This window comes from Riemerella columbipharyngis (assembly GCF_900101995.1).
Classification (GTDB): Bacteria; Bacteroidota; Bacteroidia; order Flavobacteriales; family Weeksellaceae; genus Riemerella; species Riemerella columbipharyngis.
This window is the reverse complement of sequence record NZ_FNAS01000001.1, coordinates 47048-63468: the sequence shown is the minus strand read 5'-3', so window position 1 is coordinate 63468 and position 16421 is coordinate 47048. Positions and strand designations below refer to the sequence as shown.

At 37.1% G+C, this 16421-nt stretch carries 14 protein-coding genes; 2 read left to right on the top strand and 12 right to left on the bottom strand.

Features of this window, described 5'->3' with window-relative positions; genetic code table 11:
- Positions 1-4: 4 nt before the first annotated feature.
- The 5 genes from serS to BLS89_RS00250 all read right to left on the bottom strand — a co-directional run bounded on the left by serS (position 5) and on the right by BLS89_RS00250 (position 4496).
- Entirely contained in the window at positions 5-1276 is a 1272-nt protein-coding gene (gene serS / locus BLS89_RS00270) for a serine--tRNA ligase (protein ID WP_092735513.1), read from the bottom strand.
- 56 nt (positions 1277-1332) lie between these two features.
- Positions 1333-1827 (bottom strand): hypothetical protein, encoded by a 495-nt coding sequence (locus BLS89_RS00265; RefSeq protein ID WP_092735512.1) that lies wholly within the window; start codon positions 1825-1827, stop codon positions 1333-1335.
- A complete protein-coding gene (locus BLS89_RS00260) occupies positions 1824-3065 on the bottom strand; it encodes a lipopolysaccharide biosynthesis protein (RefSeq protein ID WP_092735511.1) in 1242 nt (413 codons plus the stop codon). The genes BLS89_RS00265 and BLS89_RS00260 overlap by 4 nt, the downstream gene beginning before the upstream one ends.
- Positions 3066-3213: 148 nt before the next feature.
- A complete protein-coding gene (locus BLS89_RS00255; RefSeq protein ID WP_092735510.1) occupies positions 3214-3705 on the bottom strand; it encodes a hypothetical protein in 492 nt (163 codons plus the stop codon).
- Between the two features lie 11 nt (positions 3706-3716).
- Entirely contained in the window at positions 3717-4496 is a 780-nt protein-coding gene (locus BLS89_RS00250; RefSeq protein WP_092735509.1) for a (Fe-S)-binding protein, read from the bottom strand.
- A 507-nt stretch (positions 4497-5003) separates the two neighbouring features.
- Here BLS89_RS00250 and BLS89_RS00240 point away from each other — a divergent pair.
- Positions 5004-5711: a GLPGLI family protein gene (locus tag BLS89_RS00240; RefSeq protein ID WP_092735507.1), complete on the top strand. Its 708-nt coding sequence runs from the start codon at positions 5004-5006 to the stop codon at positions 5709-5711.
- A gap of 174 nt (positions 5712-5885) precedes the next feature.
- Here BLS89_RS00240 and BLS89_RS00235 read toward each other — a convergent pair whose 3' ends face one another.
- The 3 genes from BLS89_RS00235 to BLS89_RS00225 all read right to left on the bottom strand — a co-directional run bounded on the left by BLS89_RS00235 (position 5886) and on the right by BLS89_RS00225 (position 10383).
- The gene (locus BLS89_RS00235) at positions 5886-7208 is read right to left on the bottom strand and encodes a 4Fe-4S dicluster domain-containing protein (RefSeq protein ID WP_092735506.1); all 1323 of its coding nucleotides are present in this window, start codon (positions 7206-7208) and stop codon (positions 5886-5888) included.
- An 11-nt stretch (positions 7209-7219) separates the two neighbouring features.
- Positions 7220-8158: an MlaD family protein gene (locus tag BLS89_RS00230; protein ID WP_092735505.1), complete on the bottom strand. Its 939-nt coding sequence runs from the start codon at positions 8156-8158 to the stop codon at positions 7220-7222.
- A 98-nt stretch (positions 8159-8256) separates the two neighbouring features.
- On the bottom strand, positions 8257-10383 hold the full coding sequence (locus BLS89_RS00225; RefSeq protein WP_092735504.1) for a peptidylprolyl isomerase: 2127 nt from the start codon (positions 10381-10383) through the stop codon (positions 8257-8259).
- A 180-nt stretch (positions 10384-10563) separates the two neighbouring features.
- Between BLS89_RS00225 and BLS89_RS00220 the strand changes: the two genes are divergently transcribed.
- Entirely contained in the window at positions 10564-11151 is a 588-nt protein-coding gene (locus tag BLS89_RS00220; RefSeq protein ID WP_092735503.1) for a bifunctional nuclease family protein, read from the top strand.
- Positions 11152-11156: 5 nt separating this feature from the next.
- On the opposite strand, the gene BLS89_RS00215 is transcribed toward BLS89_RS00220, so the two are convergent.
- From BLS89_RS00215 to BLS89_RS00200, 4 genes are all read right to left on the bottom strand, one after another.
- Positions 11157-12785 (bottom strand): M1 family metallopeptidase, encoded by a 1629-nt coding sequence (locus BLS89_RS00215; RefSeq protein ID WP_092735502.1) that lies wholly within the window; start codon positions 12783-12785, stop codon positions 11157-11159.
- Positions 12786-12868: 83 nt separating this feature from the next.
- The gene (tatC, locus tag BLS89_RS00210; protein ID WP_092735501.1) at positions 12869-13711 is read right to left on the bottom strand and encodes a twin-arginine translocase subunit TatC; all 843 of its coding nucleotides are present in this window, start codon (positions 13709-13711) and stop codon (positions 12869-12871) included.
- A gap of 8 nt (positions 13712-13719) precedes the next feature.
- Positions 13720-14679 (bottom strand): KpsF/GutQ family sugar-phosphate isomerase, encoded by a 960-nt coding sequence (locus BLS89_RS00205; RefSeq protein WP_092735500.1) that lies wholly within the window; start codon positions 14677-14679, stop codon positions 13720-13722.
- 111 nt (positions 14680-14790) lie between these two features.
- Positions 14791-16395, bottom strand: coding sequence for a SulP family inorganic anion transporter (locus BLS89_RS00200; RefSeq protein WP_092735499.1), 1605 nt, complete (start codon positions 16393-16395; stop codon positions 14791-14793).
- Between the last annotated feature and the right edge of the window lie 26 nt (positions 16396-16421).

The window sequence follows — 16421 nt, the reverse complement described above, 5'->3', positions numbered from 1 at the left end:
TTTTTTAATCAATTTTATCAAACCGCGTATATTCTGCAATTTTTTTTGGAATCTTGATACCGTCCGGGGTTTGGTTGTTTTCCAACAACGCGGCCATTATTCTCGGTAATGCCATTGCAGAGCCATTTAGCGTATGCACCAATTGAGATTTTCCTTCACCTGATTTGAAACGGCATTTCAAACGGTTGGCCTGAAAACTTTCAAAATTTGATACAGAAGATACCTCCAGCCATTTTTCTTGCGCAGCACTCCACACTTCAAAATCATAAGTCAGCGCAGAAGTAAAGCCCATATCTCCTCCGCACAATCTCAATATACGATAAGGCAGTTCCAAGTCTTCCAATAGCCCTTGAACATGCTTCACCATCTCATCTAATGCAGCATAAGAATTTTCCGGTTTTTCTATTCTTACGATTTCCACTTTCTCAAACTGATGCAATCTATTGAGCCCCCTTACATGAGCACCATAGCTTCCCGCTTCTCTACGATAGCACTGAGAAAAAGCCGTATTTTTTATAGGCAATTGCTTTTCATCAAGGATGACATCACGATAAATATTAGTTACCGGCACCTCTGCAGTCGGGATAAGGTATAGGTTATCCTCATTTACAAAATACATTTGTCCCTCTTTATCAGGCAGCTGCCCGGTACCATACCCCGATGCTTCGTTTACCACATGAGGCGGATTTACCTCAAGGTATCCCGCATCTGTATTTTTATCAAGGAAATACTGCACTAATGCCCTCTGCAAACGCGCTCCCTTGCCCAAATAAACAGGGAAACCGGCTCCGGCAATCTTTACCCCCAATTCAAAATCTATAAGATTATATTTTTGTGCCAATTCCCAGTGAGGAACCGCCCCCTCTCCTATTCCTTTCACCTCCTGAGACTGATATACAATTTCGTTATCATCGGCAGAAGTCCCCGCTACCACTTTGTCGCAAGGGATATTTGGAATAAGGTACAGAACGGATTTCAGCTTTTCCTCTGTTTCAGAAAGCGACTGTTGCAGCTCTTTGATACTCTCTTTATAGTTTGCCGTTTGGGCTTTTGCTTGGTCCGCTTCTTCTCTTTTGCCTTCTTTCATCAGCTGCCCTATTTCTTTGGATATTTTATTCATCTGAGCGAGATTCTCATCCAACTCAAACTGAATTTTCTTTCTTTGGTCGTCCAAAGAAACGGCATCTTCTACCAAGTGCTTTTCTTTGAAATTTCTTTTATCTAAACCTTCTAAAACACGCGTTTTGTTATCACGTAGAAATTGGACTTGTAACATTTTATTTTTAATCTTTATTTATAAATAATGAAATTCGTGAGGCAAATTTACGATTTTTATTTGACGATAACCACCTCTGTAGGATTTCCTGATTTTCCTTTTTTGAGGGATACATTATTGAGCTTCACATCTGAAAGTCTAAACATAGAAGGCGACCAAAAATACTCCAAACCTAACGTATCGGTAGTAGACACCAGCTGTTGATTGACGTTTTTATTAAAACTTAAGACAATATCGGAAGAATAAGTTTTCTCGTCTTTAGATAAAGAATCTTTGAGAATACGCCTCGCTCCGGCAATATATTGTAAAAAATAGATACTATCGTTCTGCATAATGTTCAAAGGCACTTGCACCCCATCTATATCGGCATTTAAATCAACAGCAGAAACCGAGATATAATTGGTAGAATCTTTCGGATTCAACAAATCTTTCCCTGTACTGTTTTTCACATAAATATTTAAAACCTGCTCTATTTTTTGAGAAGGAACATTTTCTTTTCTACAAGAAGAAACAGCAACGCCTAAAATTATTAAAATCAATATTTTTTTCATTCTGCAAAGGTATTGGATTTTTTTATTTCGTGGAAGAACGCCATCATAGAAAGAACACCGGAAAGAGTGATTGTACCTACCGTAAAATACGCCACACCTTTTAGCCCATACTTTGGAATTACAAAATAAAGTCCTGCGACAATGAATAGATTGATAAAAATGGCGATGAGCAAGTTCCAATGAGATTTCCCCAATGCTGCCAAAAAATTGCCATAAGGAATCCTCACGAGCAAAGCAGACATCGTTCCAAAAATTAAAATATTGAACAACGATGAGTCTTTATAATTTTTACCAAAAATTCCTAATATTTCCGTAGAGAAAAAATGAGACACCAAAAATATTATCACAGAAAATGCGAGCATCACCAAGGTATAATTGGTAATATACTTTTTGAGAAAAGGAATGTTTCTATGTTCTTTGCACAGCTTGGGATAGTCTGTTTGCATAAATATTTGACCTATGAACAATAGATTGAACGGGATAATAGATGCCACCCTATAATCCACAACAGAAGTATTGGGCAGCATATTTCCTATCATAAAAATATCCAACATAAAAATCCAACCTGATATCTGAGTGGTAAGTGCCGTTACCCACGAAAAGTGCCAAAATTCTTTGAAATTAAAATCTATCTCAGGGCGGCGAAAGCTAAAGCGAAACCTTTTGAACAAAAACAAAACATAAGGACTTACACAAAGGCTGGTGAGGTAACCCTTTGCACCGAAAAAATAAGTCAGCCCTATTCCTAAAATCAACGAAGACAAAGTATAAGAAACATCGTACAATACAAATTTTTTATTATCAAAATCCGAACGGGCTTCTACCTTGGCAAACTCTAAAAAATAAAACCCTAAGAAACGGATACTCAGCCACGCTATAATTTCCAAAATACTAAATCTACTACCAAAAAACACAAATGCCAATATCAGCATCCCTATGTTTAAGAGCATTTGTCTCTTGAGCCCCTCTCCCATCGCATAATCCTTAATCAAGGTACTCTTCCTCCCTTTTTTCATTATAGAATTGTACCTCAAAACTCCTTGATAATTTCCCATTCCTACCATAGCCATAAAAAAACTTACATAATTAATTGCTATGTAAATTCTGCCATAATCTTCTTTTGTAAGCCATCTGATAATGAGAATATTCATCACAAAAAAACCAACTTTGACCAATACCAAAGAAAACATTACCCAAACACCTTTATTATCAATAAAATTTTTGATAAATTTTCTCATATTAAGTACTTACATAGACAACAAATAGTATTTTTTTCTTCATAAACGATAAAGCGAAAATACACATTTATTAGCGAAATCCATTTCATTTACAATGAGTAAGATTTAACTATCAAAATTTAGGCGGCTAATCTAAAAATAGAGCTTTTTAATCTACATAAATCCCCGCCCAGCTTCTTTTTAGCGGTAAAAGAAAATCTGATAAAAAAGCAACATAAGTAGATTTTGAAAAATCAAATACTTCTATATTATGAGGGATAGTGCCGTTTCTCAATCCCTCTTTGAAGTCTTTTAGAGGAAGTGTTTTCACTTTGTTGTCTTGTAGATAATAGGCTTTCATTCTATCAAAAAGACCAAAACTAAATGCACTGTCCAGCTCTCTCATTACACCGCCCAAGGCATCAATGGAACAACCGGACGCCGACTCTTTGTCCTCATCTACAGTTACTATAATGAACTGATTTTTTTCAATCTTGAAAGATGAAGATAGTGGCTTACCATGAGCTGCCCAAGTCGATAGAAAATCAAATAGTTTTTCGGTAATGACTTTACTCTCTTTCGCCGTGAACGGGCGAGATGCAGGGTATATCAGCACCCGATAGTCATTAGTCTCTACAATATTGCTTTCGTCAATTTTCATAATCAAAAGTATTAAAGTTCTTTGGCGTCTGCCAATAATTCTACAATGTCTTTTACTACTATCTCCGTATTCTTATTAAAGTGCTTCACGCCATCGGTCATCATCGTATTACAGAAAGGGCATCCCGTCGCTATGATATTGGGATTTTCTTTCAGTGCTTCTTCTGTTCTTTCTATATTGATATCTTTTTTCCCTTTCTCCGGTTCTTTGAACATCTGTGCACCACCTGCTCCACAGCAAAGCCCATTCTGGCGGCAGCGTTTCATCTCCACCAGCTCTGCGTCTAATTTCTGCAAAAGTTGTCTTGGCGCTTCGTATTCTCCGTTTCCTCTACCGAGATAACAAGGGTCGTGAAAGGTGATTTTTTTTCCTTGGAAACTTCCGCCTTCTACTTTCAGCCTCCCTTCCTCCATCAATTGTTTCAAAAACTGAGTATGGTGCATCACCTGATAATGCCCCCCCAATCCCGGATATTCATTTTTAAGAGTGTTGAAACAATGAGGGCAAGCCGTTACGATTTTTTTAACCTCATAAGCATTAAGGATTTCAATATTTGTAAGCGCCATCATCTGAAAGACAAACTCGTTTCCGGCTCTTTTTGCAGGATCTCCGGTGCAACTTTCTTCCTGTCCCAATACGCCAAACTCTACGCCTATATGACTGAGAATTTTACAGAACGCTCGGGTAATTTTCTTAGCACGGTCATCAAAACTGCCAGCACAGCCCACCCAAAAAAGTACTTCGGGGGCTCTTCCTTCGGCGGCATATTCTGCCATTGTTTTTATTACCATATAATTCTAATAATTTACAAATATATAAAAGTTTTTCTGGACAATATTCACTTGCATATTGAATAAAAAAAAGTTTTTATTGTTTGTGATATAAAAAAACACCATTATATTTGTCAAGTACAAATTCTTAAATTTAATATTATGAAAAAAATCTTTTTTTATCGCAACATTATTAGTTGTAGGATCAGCTGCCGCAAAAGATGGCAATATTGACGATAAAGTCAATAAAAAGGTATCAGAAAAAACAGAAAAAAACTGTTCGTCAAAAGAACAAAATGAAAGTGGTTGTTTCCCTTTTACACTATCTTGTAGCATACATGGCATAGCATGTGGAGACTCTACTCCGGAGTTGTAAATTTAATTTTACAGGCCGATGATGAAATTTGTGGGAAATAAATAACATCGGAGTGTCCAAAAAGTTCTGAACACTCTTACTAAAATATTCACATCTGATTCTATTCTCAGAAAATATGTTCGCCTTTTCGGACACTCTATTAATTCAAAAAAATGAGATATATCTTTCTATTGTTAGTCACAAGTGTTAATTTTCTTTATGCACAAGAAAAAGCTATAGACAGCTTGAAAATACAGTGTGAGTACTGGCTAAATTACCAAAATGATTCTACCAATATCTACAGTAAAGATAGTGAGGAATTCCTATTACTTATTGGTAAAAACAAATCTCTTTTCTTAAGTACCAATAAATACAAAAGAGATTCTATAAAGAACTCGTATATTAAAGAAGGTAATAGTGTAGCAATTTTGGATTTATCTAAGTTCCCTAAGACCGCTTTTCCTTATAGAATTGTTAAAAATTATTCTAACAATGAACTCTTATTTTATAATGATATTTCAGCAAAACTTTCAGTGCATTATGTTGAACATCCTAATTTGACATGGAAAATATCTAATGAAAATGATAAGATTGCAAATATAGATTGTGGGGTAGCATATACAAACTATGGAGGAAGACAATACAAAGCTTGGTATGCTAAAGATATTCCTCTATCGGAAGGTCCTTACAAATTTAGTGGCTTACCCGGGCTTATAATTAAAATAGAAGATACAAAAGGATTCTATAAATTTGAGTTAATTAGTTTTAAAAATCTCTCTAAGCGTCATAAAACTATTGAATTAGAAAATCGCCAAATTAACAGCAAAAATGTAACGAAAAAAGAATATTTGAATGCTAAAAAAATCACATTAATAATTTAGGTGAAGAACTTAGAAAATCTGGCATTTTCATTGGTTCAGATGCCATAAAGAAAGTTCAAAACAGAGCCAAAAAGAAAAACAATCCTATTGAACTAACCTATTAACTAAATTTACATACCCACCGAAATACAAAAGCTATCTTTACTTAATTAAGATAGCTTTTTTGAACTATTATTAATTTTCATTCGCCCAATTCAGTCTGTCCGCTTGATTATATTGCCAAGGTGCCGCATTGTTTTCCACATTGGTCATCATCAGGTTGAGCTCCTGAGGTGCTGCCGACTGTTCCATTACCAGAAACCGCCTCATCTCAATAATAATAGATAATGGGCTGATAAGCACCGGACACGCCTCCACACAAGCATTACAAGTAGTACAAGCCCAAAGTTCCTCACGAGAAATATAGTCGTCTAAAAGTTTTTTATTATCATCTACAAATTTCCCGTTTTTATTAATATTTCTCCCTACATCCTCTACTCTATCCCTTGTTGCCATCATTATGCGTCTTGGGGACAATTTTTTCCCTGTAATATTAGCCGGACAAGAGACGGTACATCTCCCACACTCTGTACAAGTATAAGCATTCAGCAACTGAACTTGGTCTAAATCAAAGATATCCTCCGCTCCGAATTTCGCAGGTACTCCGCCCTCTGTCTCTGGCGACGTGGTGTAAGGGTCTGCATTAGGATCCATCATCAGTTTAATTTCCTTAGTTACAGACTCCAAATTATCAAGCTCTCCTTTCGAATTAAGATTAGAATACCAAGTATTCGGAAAGGCAAGAATAATATGTAAATGCTTGGAATAATAGAGGTAATTCATAAAGAATAATACCCCTAAAATATGCAGCCACCACGCTCCACGCTCCATAAACTCCAATGCCGTATTCCCGAAATATCCGAAAAATCCTAAATGACTGCTAAATGGGAAATAACCATGCTCCGGCAGAATATGCCTTAGCTGTAGCTGGTAATCAGAGGCATTCATTGTAAAGAACGCCATCATTAAAACAAATTCTATTACAAGAATCCAATTGGCATCGTGCTTGGGCCAACCAAACATCTCTTTCATATTAAACCTTCGGATATGCATCGCATTCCTTCTGATAAAGAATACAACCACCGAGAAGGTTACCAAAAGCGCCATCACTTCTAATGTCGCAGTAAATCCGTTGTAGAGCGTATGCCCAAGAATCATAGATAAAAAACGGTGTGTACCAAAAATTCCATCTACAAGGATTTCAATCATTTCAAGATTGATAATCATAAACCCCGCATAAACCATAATATGCAATACTCCAGCTATGGGACGTTTCGTCATCTTACCCTGCCCCAATGCAATTTTTGCCATTACTTTCCATCGTTGCTTTTTATAATCCGAACGAGTGACGGATCTTCCAAGTTTTATATTGCGGTATATTTCCTTCAAACTTTTAGCAAAAAGTCCAAAACCGGTAGCGATACAAATAACAAATATGATATTATCGATATATTGCATCCTCTTAGATTTTATTTACCAAAAACAGATATATTAAGATAGCGTTTAGGGTTTTCTTTTATATCTTTCACTAATGAATTTAGATTTTCAGAAGTTTTATTAAGGTTGTTATAAAGTTGATCGTCTTTTGTCAATTTACCTAAGGATCCCTCTCCGGAATTGACTTGAGAAATGATTTGATTTAATTTAGACGAGGTCTGATTAAGATTATCAATCGTCTGATTAAGTTTCTGTACATCTACGCTCTCTGCCACTTTTCCGTATTTATCCAAAGCTTCCTTTGCACTCATCGTAGCTTGATTGGCATTATCCAGCATTGTTTCTATCTTTGGTTCATTCTTCGTCAAAAGATTATTGGCATTCACCGAAGTTTGTCGGTAAGACTCAACCGTTTTATTAAGATTACTGAGCAACAGCCTAATCTCTTGTCTATTTTGCTCATCTACTATTTTATTGGTACTTGCCAAAGTAGAATCCAATTTTGCTAAAACACTGGTTAATTGATCTTTTACCGGTTTCACTTGTGAAGACAAGCTGTTAATCGTAGAAACCTGATAATTTCCAGATAAAGTATCTCCGGATTTTGCTTCTGTGTTATCATAGACCAAATTGATTTTAATTTCTTTCCCCGACATCAGTCCGGGTTCAAATATCTGTGCTATAGAATTTTTGGAAAATTTAAATTCTTTATCCACCAATATTTTTGCGACAAAGGTAATACGCCCATCTTTATTGGTTATTGGTATAATCTTGTCTACCTGCCCCACTTTTAGACCATTGATGGAGACTGCATCTGAAACAGCCAGCCCTTGTACATTATCATATTTTATATAATAGACATCATCTGTGGTAAAAATACTTTTCCCCTTCATAAATTGATACAAAACTCCAAACCCTACTATCGCTAACAGAGTGATAAGCCCTGCTTTTAATTCTTTAGAATACTTCATTGTGTTTATTTATTCAGCAAAGATAAGATTTTTAATTTTCAACATCAAAAAAGCGGCCATTTAGCCGCTCTTATTATCTATTTATAACAAATCTAAATTTAGTTTTGTTCCTTATTACTGAATACTTCGATCCTGTAATCTTTAATGTCTGCACTATTTTCTAAACTCTTCATAAGGCTTTGGCTAAACATCTGTGCCCCTTGTTGGTTCACCATCTGTATGATTTGTTCCACATCTCCGGGCTGTTTATTTTCAGTAATATTTTTCCTTACCAAAACAAATACCCCTGTATTACCTTCCACCGGCATAGACAAATGTCCTTTTTCCATGCCAAATGCGGCACCTGCAACTTTAGGCTCCATCGCATTTCCTATAGAAGGATTCAGTATATTGATTTGCCCTTCTTGAACAGTAACACCAAACATCGATGCAACCTTCTCTAATGAACCTGCTTTTGCATTTTTTATCTGCTCACTGATTTGTTTTCCAATGATCTCATTTTTTACAATATCTTCTATTCTATCTCTTACTGTTTCGGGATCAGAAAGCCCTGCCTCCTGTTTACCATTAAGATACGCTACGATATACCCCCCATCGCTTGTAGTGAATATATTGGTATCTCCTCTATTGGTTTTCTTATCAAACGCCCAAGCCAAAACAGCATCGTCTTTATCTGTCCCTAATCCCGGTATAGCTCCCTGAAAACGATTAACTTGTTTTGGATTAAGGAAAATATAATTACCTTTTTTAGCTAAATTAGAAAAATCATTAAAGCTTTTTCCTTGCACACTTTGGATAAATTTATTGGCATCTGCATATATTTTATCCTGAGTATTTTTAGATGCTGTAATGTCTTTTGCCAAGTTGGCAATTTTATAAACAGGCATTTTGTTTTGATTAACGATAATATGGTAACCAAACTGGGTTTCCACGACACCTACTGCATCCTTAGGATTAGAGTCTATCCAATCGGCAAAAGGTTTTACCATACCGCTATGACCGGCAACAGCCCACTGCAAAAGACCGCCTTGTCTGGCTGAATTAACATCTGCGGAAAGCCCCACAAATTCATTGAATTTATTAGGATCTGCTTTCACTGCGGCAGCTATACTATCTGCTAATTTTTTAGCTTGTTCTTTAGTTCTCTTGATAGAAGGGTATTGCTTCGCCACATCGGTTCCTGCATAAGAGATTAAAATATGCTTTGGAAGCGTAGCTTCTGTTTTCCCTTCCAATTTAGTTACATAATATTTCTCTCCTGATTTATATGGTCCGAAGTATTGCCCTACACTTGCAGATTTAACGAATTCCTGAGCTTCCTGCGGAACATCTTGGATAGAAACATATTGATATTTCACAGGTGCTTCAGAATTGATTTCCACAAACAAAGAGTCATTTTTAGTATTTGTAAAGTTTTCTTCGTCAGTTTTGTATAATTGATTAAGTTGTTTAAGCGCAAGACTATCATCATTAGCACTTGGTGTGGCAGGAAAATAAGCAACAGCTATGTTTCTTGCAGCCTCTGTTTTGAATGCTATAGGATGCTTTTTTATAAAGTCTGCCAGATCTTTGGTCGTTACTTTTACCGGATGTTTTTGGGCATAGGCAGCATAATCAATTTTCACATAGCTAATATCTGCTACTTGATCTCTATTTTTAAGCAACAGACTCGCCTCTGGTTTGCTTGTGGTAATAGCACCCACGACATTCCCCAATACCTGCCTTGCCATTATCCTGTATTCAATGGATTTTCTGATATTCAACCACTGGTTGTACTCTTGGGCTTTGCCGCTTGTTCTAAGCTGCTCTATTTGTTTTTTAAGCTCTGTAACCTTGAAGTTTCCTTTTGCGTCAAAATACTGAGGGTTTTGGGCAAACATAGGATCGTACTGAATCTGATTCCAAAAGAAATCATCCGTCATTTTAAGCCCTAATTTATCAAATTGCTGTTTGATAAGTTTAGACTGCACAAGGCTTTGCCACGCTTGTTCTTCTAAACCGGCAGTAGGCTGCCCTTGACTCTGAGCTTGATTTTGAAGCATTGTAAGCTGCTGATTAAATTCGTCTCTGGTAATTTCATCGCCATTAACCTTTCCTAAAATATTTGGATTTGTGCCAAATGCTTTCTGTAAACTCGATGGGTTAATCAAGAATGCAAGAAGAGCTAAAGCGATAACGCCCATAAGAATCCATGGTCTTTTTCTTATTTCACTTAAAACTGCCATTTAATTATAGTATTTAAAATCAATTCGCGAAAATACATATTTTCACGAGAATATGAAAATTTTTATTTTTTTTTATCACAGAATAATCTTAGAAATCACTTATCAAAAATTTCTTTTTCGGTAATATTTTTAAGTTGAACATCCACATTATAAAACATTTTTCTTATCTTTGTAGATGCTATGAATTATAAAAAATTGATCGTAAAGGGCATCACCTACAGCCAATCGCAGAATGGTGCTTACGCCTTGCTTTTAGAGGAAGAAAATTCTACTATCAAGCTTCCGGTAGTCATCGGTAGCTTCGAAGCTCAAGCTATTTCCTTGGGATTGGAAAACGATTTGAAGCCCGACAGACCTCTTACCCACGATTTATTTGCCTCTTTTATCTCTGCTGCAGAGTTTCAGATAGAGTCTGTTTTGATTTACAAAATAATAGACGGAGTATTCTTCTCTAATATCAATTTCAGAAACAAAACAACCGAAGAGGCACTTGTTTTAGATGCTCGCACCTCTGATGCCATAGCACTTGCTGTCCGCTTTAAAGTCCCTATATATACCACTTCTGAAGTGCTGGAAAGTGCTGGAATTCTTCTGGATTTTGCAACCCCTAATACGCCTGAACACGAAGAAGATAACCACAGAGAGCCTCAATTTTCTTTAGCAGAACTGGAAAGACAATTAGCAGAAGCGGTGGAAAAAGAAGACTTTGATACCGCCCATCGTCTAAAATTAGAGATAGATAGAAGGAGCGACGAAATACCTTTTTAAGCTCCTTACCTAAGAATTGAATCTAATTTTTGATAATGTACATAGTAGTTGATATCAAAGTTTACCGGTGTCGATGATTTGAGGGTGGTCTCTTGCCATTGCTCTGCCGGAATAATAACCTCTGCACCGTCATTGATCCTTAATGGCAAGTCAAATCCTTTCACTACATCTCGCCATCGGTATCTTAATACATTGCTGTTTTGTTGGTATTCTAAAATAGGAACTTTTGTCGTGGTAAGATACTGCCTAAACACTGTGCTAAAATCTATCCCCGAATGCTCATTGATATAACTTTCTACCTCATCGGAAGTTACTGTTTTATGATAAAATGTTTTGTTTAACCCTCTTAGGATGGTTCTAAATTTATTATCGTCATTAATAACCGTTCTGATGGTATGCACCATACTTGCTCCTTTCCAATACATATCACCACTCCCTTCGTTGTCCACTCCATAATGCCCGATAATAGGTTTATCGTTTTGGATATTTTTTCGGATGCCTATAATGTACTTTTCTGCCTCTGCCTTGCCAAAAACATACTGCGTAAAAAGGGTTTCGCTGTAACAGGTAAAACTCTCGTGAATCCACATATCTGCACGGTCTTTAGCTGTGATATTATTCGCAAACCATTCGTGCCCAGACTCGTGGACGATGATGAAATCCCACTTGAGCCCCACGCCGCTATCGGACCAGTCTTTGCCCGCATAGCCGTTTTGGTAGCCATTGCCATAGGCGATATTGCTCTGATGCTCCATTCCGAGATAAGGTTCATCTACCACTTTATAAGAATCTTCGTAAAAAGGATACGCTCCAAACCAATATTCAAAGGCTTCCAGCATAGAATTGACCTGCTTGAATTGCTTTCGGGCTTTTTCTAAATTGTAGTCCAGCACCCAATAATCAAGATTAAGTTTTCCTTTTTCTCCATTGAATACATCTGAAAAATGGGCATAATACCCTACACTTGGCACGATAGAATAATCGTTAATAGGATTTATCACACGCCATTTGTAGTGTTTTTTGTTGCCCAAGGACTTCGTGGAAATCAGACGACCGTTCCCAATCCCCACCATATCTTTTGGGGTAATCACCGTCATTGTTATTCCGTTCTCCGGCTCGTCACGCCATATATCTTTGCACGGCAACCAGAGGCTAAGCCCTTTGTCCTCCTGAGCCACACTCATCCATGGGCGTCCTTTACCATCTTTTGCAAACACCCAACCACCGTCCCAAGGGGTATTTTCGGCAATCTGAGGGCAGCCGTCGTAATCCATTTCCATACTCAGATACTGCCCTTTCCGAAAATGTTGTTTGGTTTTAATGAATATAAAATCGCCGTCTCGTTTTACTTCTGTATATTTGAATTTAGCTTTGAAATTATGATAAGCCATAGGCTGCCTAAGGTCTATCTGAAAAGTAGGATTTTCTACATCCTTGGTAATTTCAAAAAAAATCTTGTTATGCCCTTTTACGCTTTTAGTCACTGCATCTGGCTCTACTGTTAGCTCATATTTCTTGACATCCCAAAAGTTTCGGAATGCTGTATCCGAGCCCCTCAGGGTATCCTGCTTAGTAAAATGCTGAGCCACCCCCCAAAAAGGCATTATCAAAAATAGAATCAAAACACTCCTCATAGTAAAAACCAATCTTTTTTTCAGATATAATTTTTTTCAGATATAATAATATTTTGCATAAAAACACTACTGACTAAAAACGCTTATTTTTGATGGTTTTTATCAGGTGTATTTACCTTCAATGATTTTTGCATTTTCTTATAAACAACCGACGACATAATGATACAAACTTCATAAAGCAAAAGCAATGGCAGTGCTGCAGCAATCATACTGATAATATCGGCAGGGGTAATGGCTGCGGCAACCACCAATATCAATACAACAGAATGCCTGCGGTATTTCCTGAGGAATTTAGGAGTCACCAATCCCAAAGAAGTAAGAATGTAAATAACCATCGGAAAAAGGAATATCAATGCCATCCCCACCACCACCTGCAACAAAAGCGATATATAATTAACCAAATCTATATCCACCCTCACAACAGACGATATACTGAAAAAGTAACCAAAATTAATCACAAAAGGCATTACCAAATAATACCCTGAAAGAGCCCCTAAAACAAACAATACCCAAGTACCATTAATAATAAACAATGAATTTTTTCTTTCATTTTCTCTAAGTGCAGGGCTAATGAATTTCCAGATCTCCCAAACGATATAAGGGAATGCCAAAATTATCCCGCCTACAATAGATACAGCCATCATCATATTAAACTGCCCAAACATCTCCCGCACCTGAATAGGGAACTCCTTAGGCATATTAACAGCGTCAGATCCCACAAAGTATTGAGATAAAGCATTCACCAGCCGAAATGTAACAAAATCCGGACGGGTAGGTCCAAAGACTATGGCGTCCATCACCCAGTTGATATTAAACCCTATGACAAACGCCACTATCACAATAGCAATAATAGACCTCACTAAATGAGCTCTAAGCTCTCCTATATGTCCAATAAAGGACATTTCTTTGTCTTCTGTCTCTGGCATTTTATTTTTTAATTTATTCCTTCATCTAAAAGTTTGTGTAAATCTATGATCCCGTAGTATTTTCCGGCATCTGTTACTACCAGCTGTCCGATATTATTTTCTTTCAGTATAAGCATAGCTTCTTTTGCCAATGCGTTTTTATCGATACATTTAGGATTGCTGCTCATAATATCCTTTGCTGCCACCATCGACACATCTGCCTCTTTCATCAGCATTCTACGCAAATCTCCATCGGTGATGATGCCCTTTATCTCGTCATTATCCGTTACTACCGTTACGCCGTGTTTAGACGCACTCACCGAAATGATAATTTCTCTGATTTTCGCATTTTCTGAAACTTGTGGTTTTTGGGAAGATAAGAATTGTTCTACTCTTGCCATAAGGTTTTTCCCCAAACTACCACCAGGATGAAACCTTGCAAAATCTCTATCTCTAAAGCCATTCATCTCCATAAGTGCCACCGCCATAGCATCTCCAAGTACCATCTGGACGGTAGTGGAGCTGGTAGGTGCAAGTTGGTTTGGACACGCCTCTTTTTCCACACGAGTATCCAATACCAAATCTGCATTTTCTGCCAGTTTAGATTTCGCATTCCCTGTCATCGCTATAAGGGCCGAAGAATATTCTCTAAGGTATGGAGCAAGGCTCACAATCTCCGGAGAGTTTCCGGAATTAGAAATGCATAAGACGACATCCTCTCTCTGTATCATTCCCAAATCACCGTGTATAGCCTCCGCAGCGTGTAAAAACTGAGAAGGCGTACCTGTAGAATTAAAGGTTGCCACCATTTTATTAGCTATATGAGCAGATTTTCCTATTCCCGTTACAATGAGTTTTCCTTTGGCTGCCCGAATAATGTCTAAAGCCTTTAAGAAAGAATCATCTATACGGTTTTTGAGATGCTCCAACTCTGAAATCTCTGTATCAATGGCTGTCTTTGCAATATTAAGAAGCTGGTTTTTATTCATTTTTGTTTAAGATTGTTTCTAAGTCAAAGCAAAGATAAGATAATTCTATGGATTAAAATTTTGAAAATCATAAAAAAACTGCCTCGCTTACTATACGAGGCAGTTTTTCTGTTACATTGCTTTTTTATGATCTATTGAAATATGAGAGTGTTGGTCCTCTGCATATTCTTGGTAAGAGGTCTTAAAGCCTAGAAGCTCTACGGTAATATTATCCTCTTTCGCTCTTACGTTGGTAAAATCTTGTATTAGCTCTACCACATCTACAGTAATATATGCTGTATTACGAGCATCTATAATCACTTTAGAATTAGGTGTTATATTTTTGAGTGTCTTCTTTATTGCAGCTTTGTTTAGAAAAGATACTTCTTCTGAAAGCTTTATGGTAATCTCATCTGCTTCGCCTAATTCTTCTCTACTGTAGTAGTAAGCTCGTTTCATATTCCCTTGAAGAATATAGAAAATAGAAATAGCCAAACCTACACCTACTCCTTTTAATAAATCCGTAGCTACAACAGCAAATGCGGTAACGACAAACGGAATAAACTGATACTTCCCTTTTTCCCAAAAATGCTTAAACTTAGAAGGCTCTGCCAATTTATACCCTACCAATAACAATACCGCAGCTAATGTCGCTAAAGGAATTTTATTCAGTAGCATAGGTATGGTAACAACGCAAACCAATAATAATATACCATGTATAACAGTCGACAATTTGGAAGTTGCTCCGGCATTAGCATTCGCAGAAGAACGAACAACAACCGATGTCATAGGCAGCCCTCCTATAAATGCACTGACAATATTCCCAATCCCTTGTACTCTTAGCTCTAAGTTCGTATCCGTAATACGCCTATGGATATCCAGCCTATCCGCTGCCTCTATACAAAGCAGCGTTTCAATAGACGCTACGATAGCAATCGTAACACCCAAAATCCATATCTTTGAATTGGCAAATCCTGCAAAATCCGGTGTAACAACCATACCCCTCAAATCTTCAAAAGACTTAGGGATAGGCAATTTCACGAGATGCTCCGATTGTATTGCCAAAGAGCTTCCCATCCTCACGAACATTTCATTGATTAAAATACCAGACAATACAGCCACTAATGCTCCGGGCAGCATTTTAAGTCTTTTAAGAGGCTCCACTCGTTCCCACAGCAACAATATTACAATTGAGACTAATGTAATAATAATGGCTCCTAAATGGATAGTCGTTGGTAAATTCTGAATATAGTTGATCACGGACTCAATATTATATCCTGTTTCAAATAATGACAAATTCCCCTCATAATCTTTATCATAGCCCAAAGCATGAGGTATTTGTTTAAGAAATATAATAATACCTATCCCTGCCAGCATTCCTTCAATAACATTATTGGGAAAATAGTTTGAGATACTTCCCGATCTAAGAAAGCCCAAAACAAGCTGAATGACTCCGGCAATAATCCCTGCACACAAAAACAATTCAAAAGATCCCAACTCTGTAATAGCAGCCAATACTATAGCAGCCAATCCCGCTGCAGGTCCCGAAACAGAAATATGAGAATTACTCAAAATACCTATCACAATCCCTCCTACAATACCCGAAATAACACCAGAAAGCGGAGGTGCTCCTGATGCCAATGCAATACCTAAGCACAACGGAAGTGCAACCAAAAATACGACAAGACCAGAGGGTAAATTTTCTTTAACCTCTTTTATAAAAGATGTTTTTTTCATTTTAAAATTTATAAAAAATAAGATAA

Coding starts and splice junctions, on each gene's coding strand:
- serS (WP_092735513.1), bottom strand. CDS start 1,276: ATGTTACAAGTCCAATTTCTACGTGATAACAAAACGCGTGTTTTAGAA.
- BLS89_RS00265 (WP_092735512.1), bottom strand. CDS start 1,827: ATGAAAAAAATATTGATTTTAATAATTTTAGGCGTTGCTGTTTCTTCT.
- BLS89_RS00260 (WP_092735511.1), bottom strand. CDS start 3,065: ATGAGAAAATTTATCAAAAATTTTATTGATAATAAAGGTGTTTGGGTA.
- BLS89_RS00255 (WP_092735510.1), bottom strand. CDS start 3,705: ATGAAAATTGACGAAAGCAATATTGTAGAGACTAATGACTATCGGGTG.
- BLS89_RS00250 (WP_092735509.1), bottom strand. CDS start 4,496: ATGGTAATAAAAACAATGGCAGAATATGCCGCCGAAGGAAGAGCCCCC.
- BLS89_RS00240 (WP_092735507.1), top strand. CDS start 5,004: ATGAGATATATCTTTCTATTGTTAGTCACAAGTGTTAATTTTCTTTAT.
- BLS89_RS00235 (WP_092735506.1), bottom strand. CDS start 7,208: ATGCAATATATCGATAATATCATATTTGTTATTTGTATCGCTACCGGT.
- BLS89_RS00230 (WP_092735505.1), bottom strand. CDS start 8,158: ATGAAGTATTCTAAAGAATTAAAAGCAGGGCTTATCACTCTGTTAGCG.
- BLS89_RS00225 (WP_092735504.1), bottom strand. CDS start 10,383: ATGGCAGTTTTAAGTGAAATAAGAAAAAGACCATGGATTCTTATGGGC.
- BLS89_RS00220 (WP_092735503.1), top strand. CDS start 10,564: ATGAATTATAAAAAATTGATCGTAAAGGGCATCACCTACAGCCAATCG.
- BLS89_RS00215 (WP_092735502.1), bottom strand. CDS start 12,785: ATGAGGAGTGTTTTGATTCTATTTTTGATAATGCCTTTTTGGGGGGTG.
- tatC (WP_092735501.1), bottom strand. CDS start 13,711: ATGCCAGAGACAGAAGACAAAGAAATGTCCTTTATTGGACATATAGGA.
- BLS89_RS00205 (WP_092735500.1), bottom strand. CDS start 14,679: ATGAATAAAAACCAGCTTCTTAATATTGCAAAGACAGCCATTGATACA.
- BLS89_RS00200 (WP_092735499.1), bottom strand. CDS start 16,395: ATGAAAAAAACATCTTTTATAAAAGAGGTTAAAGAAAATTTACCCTCT.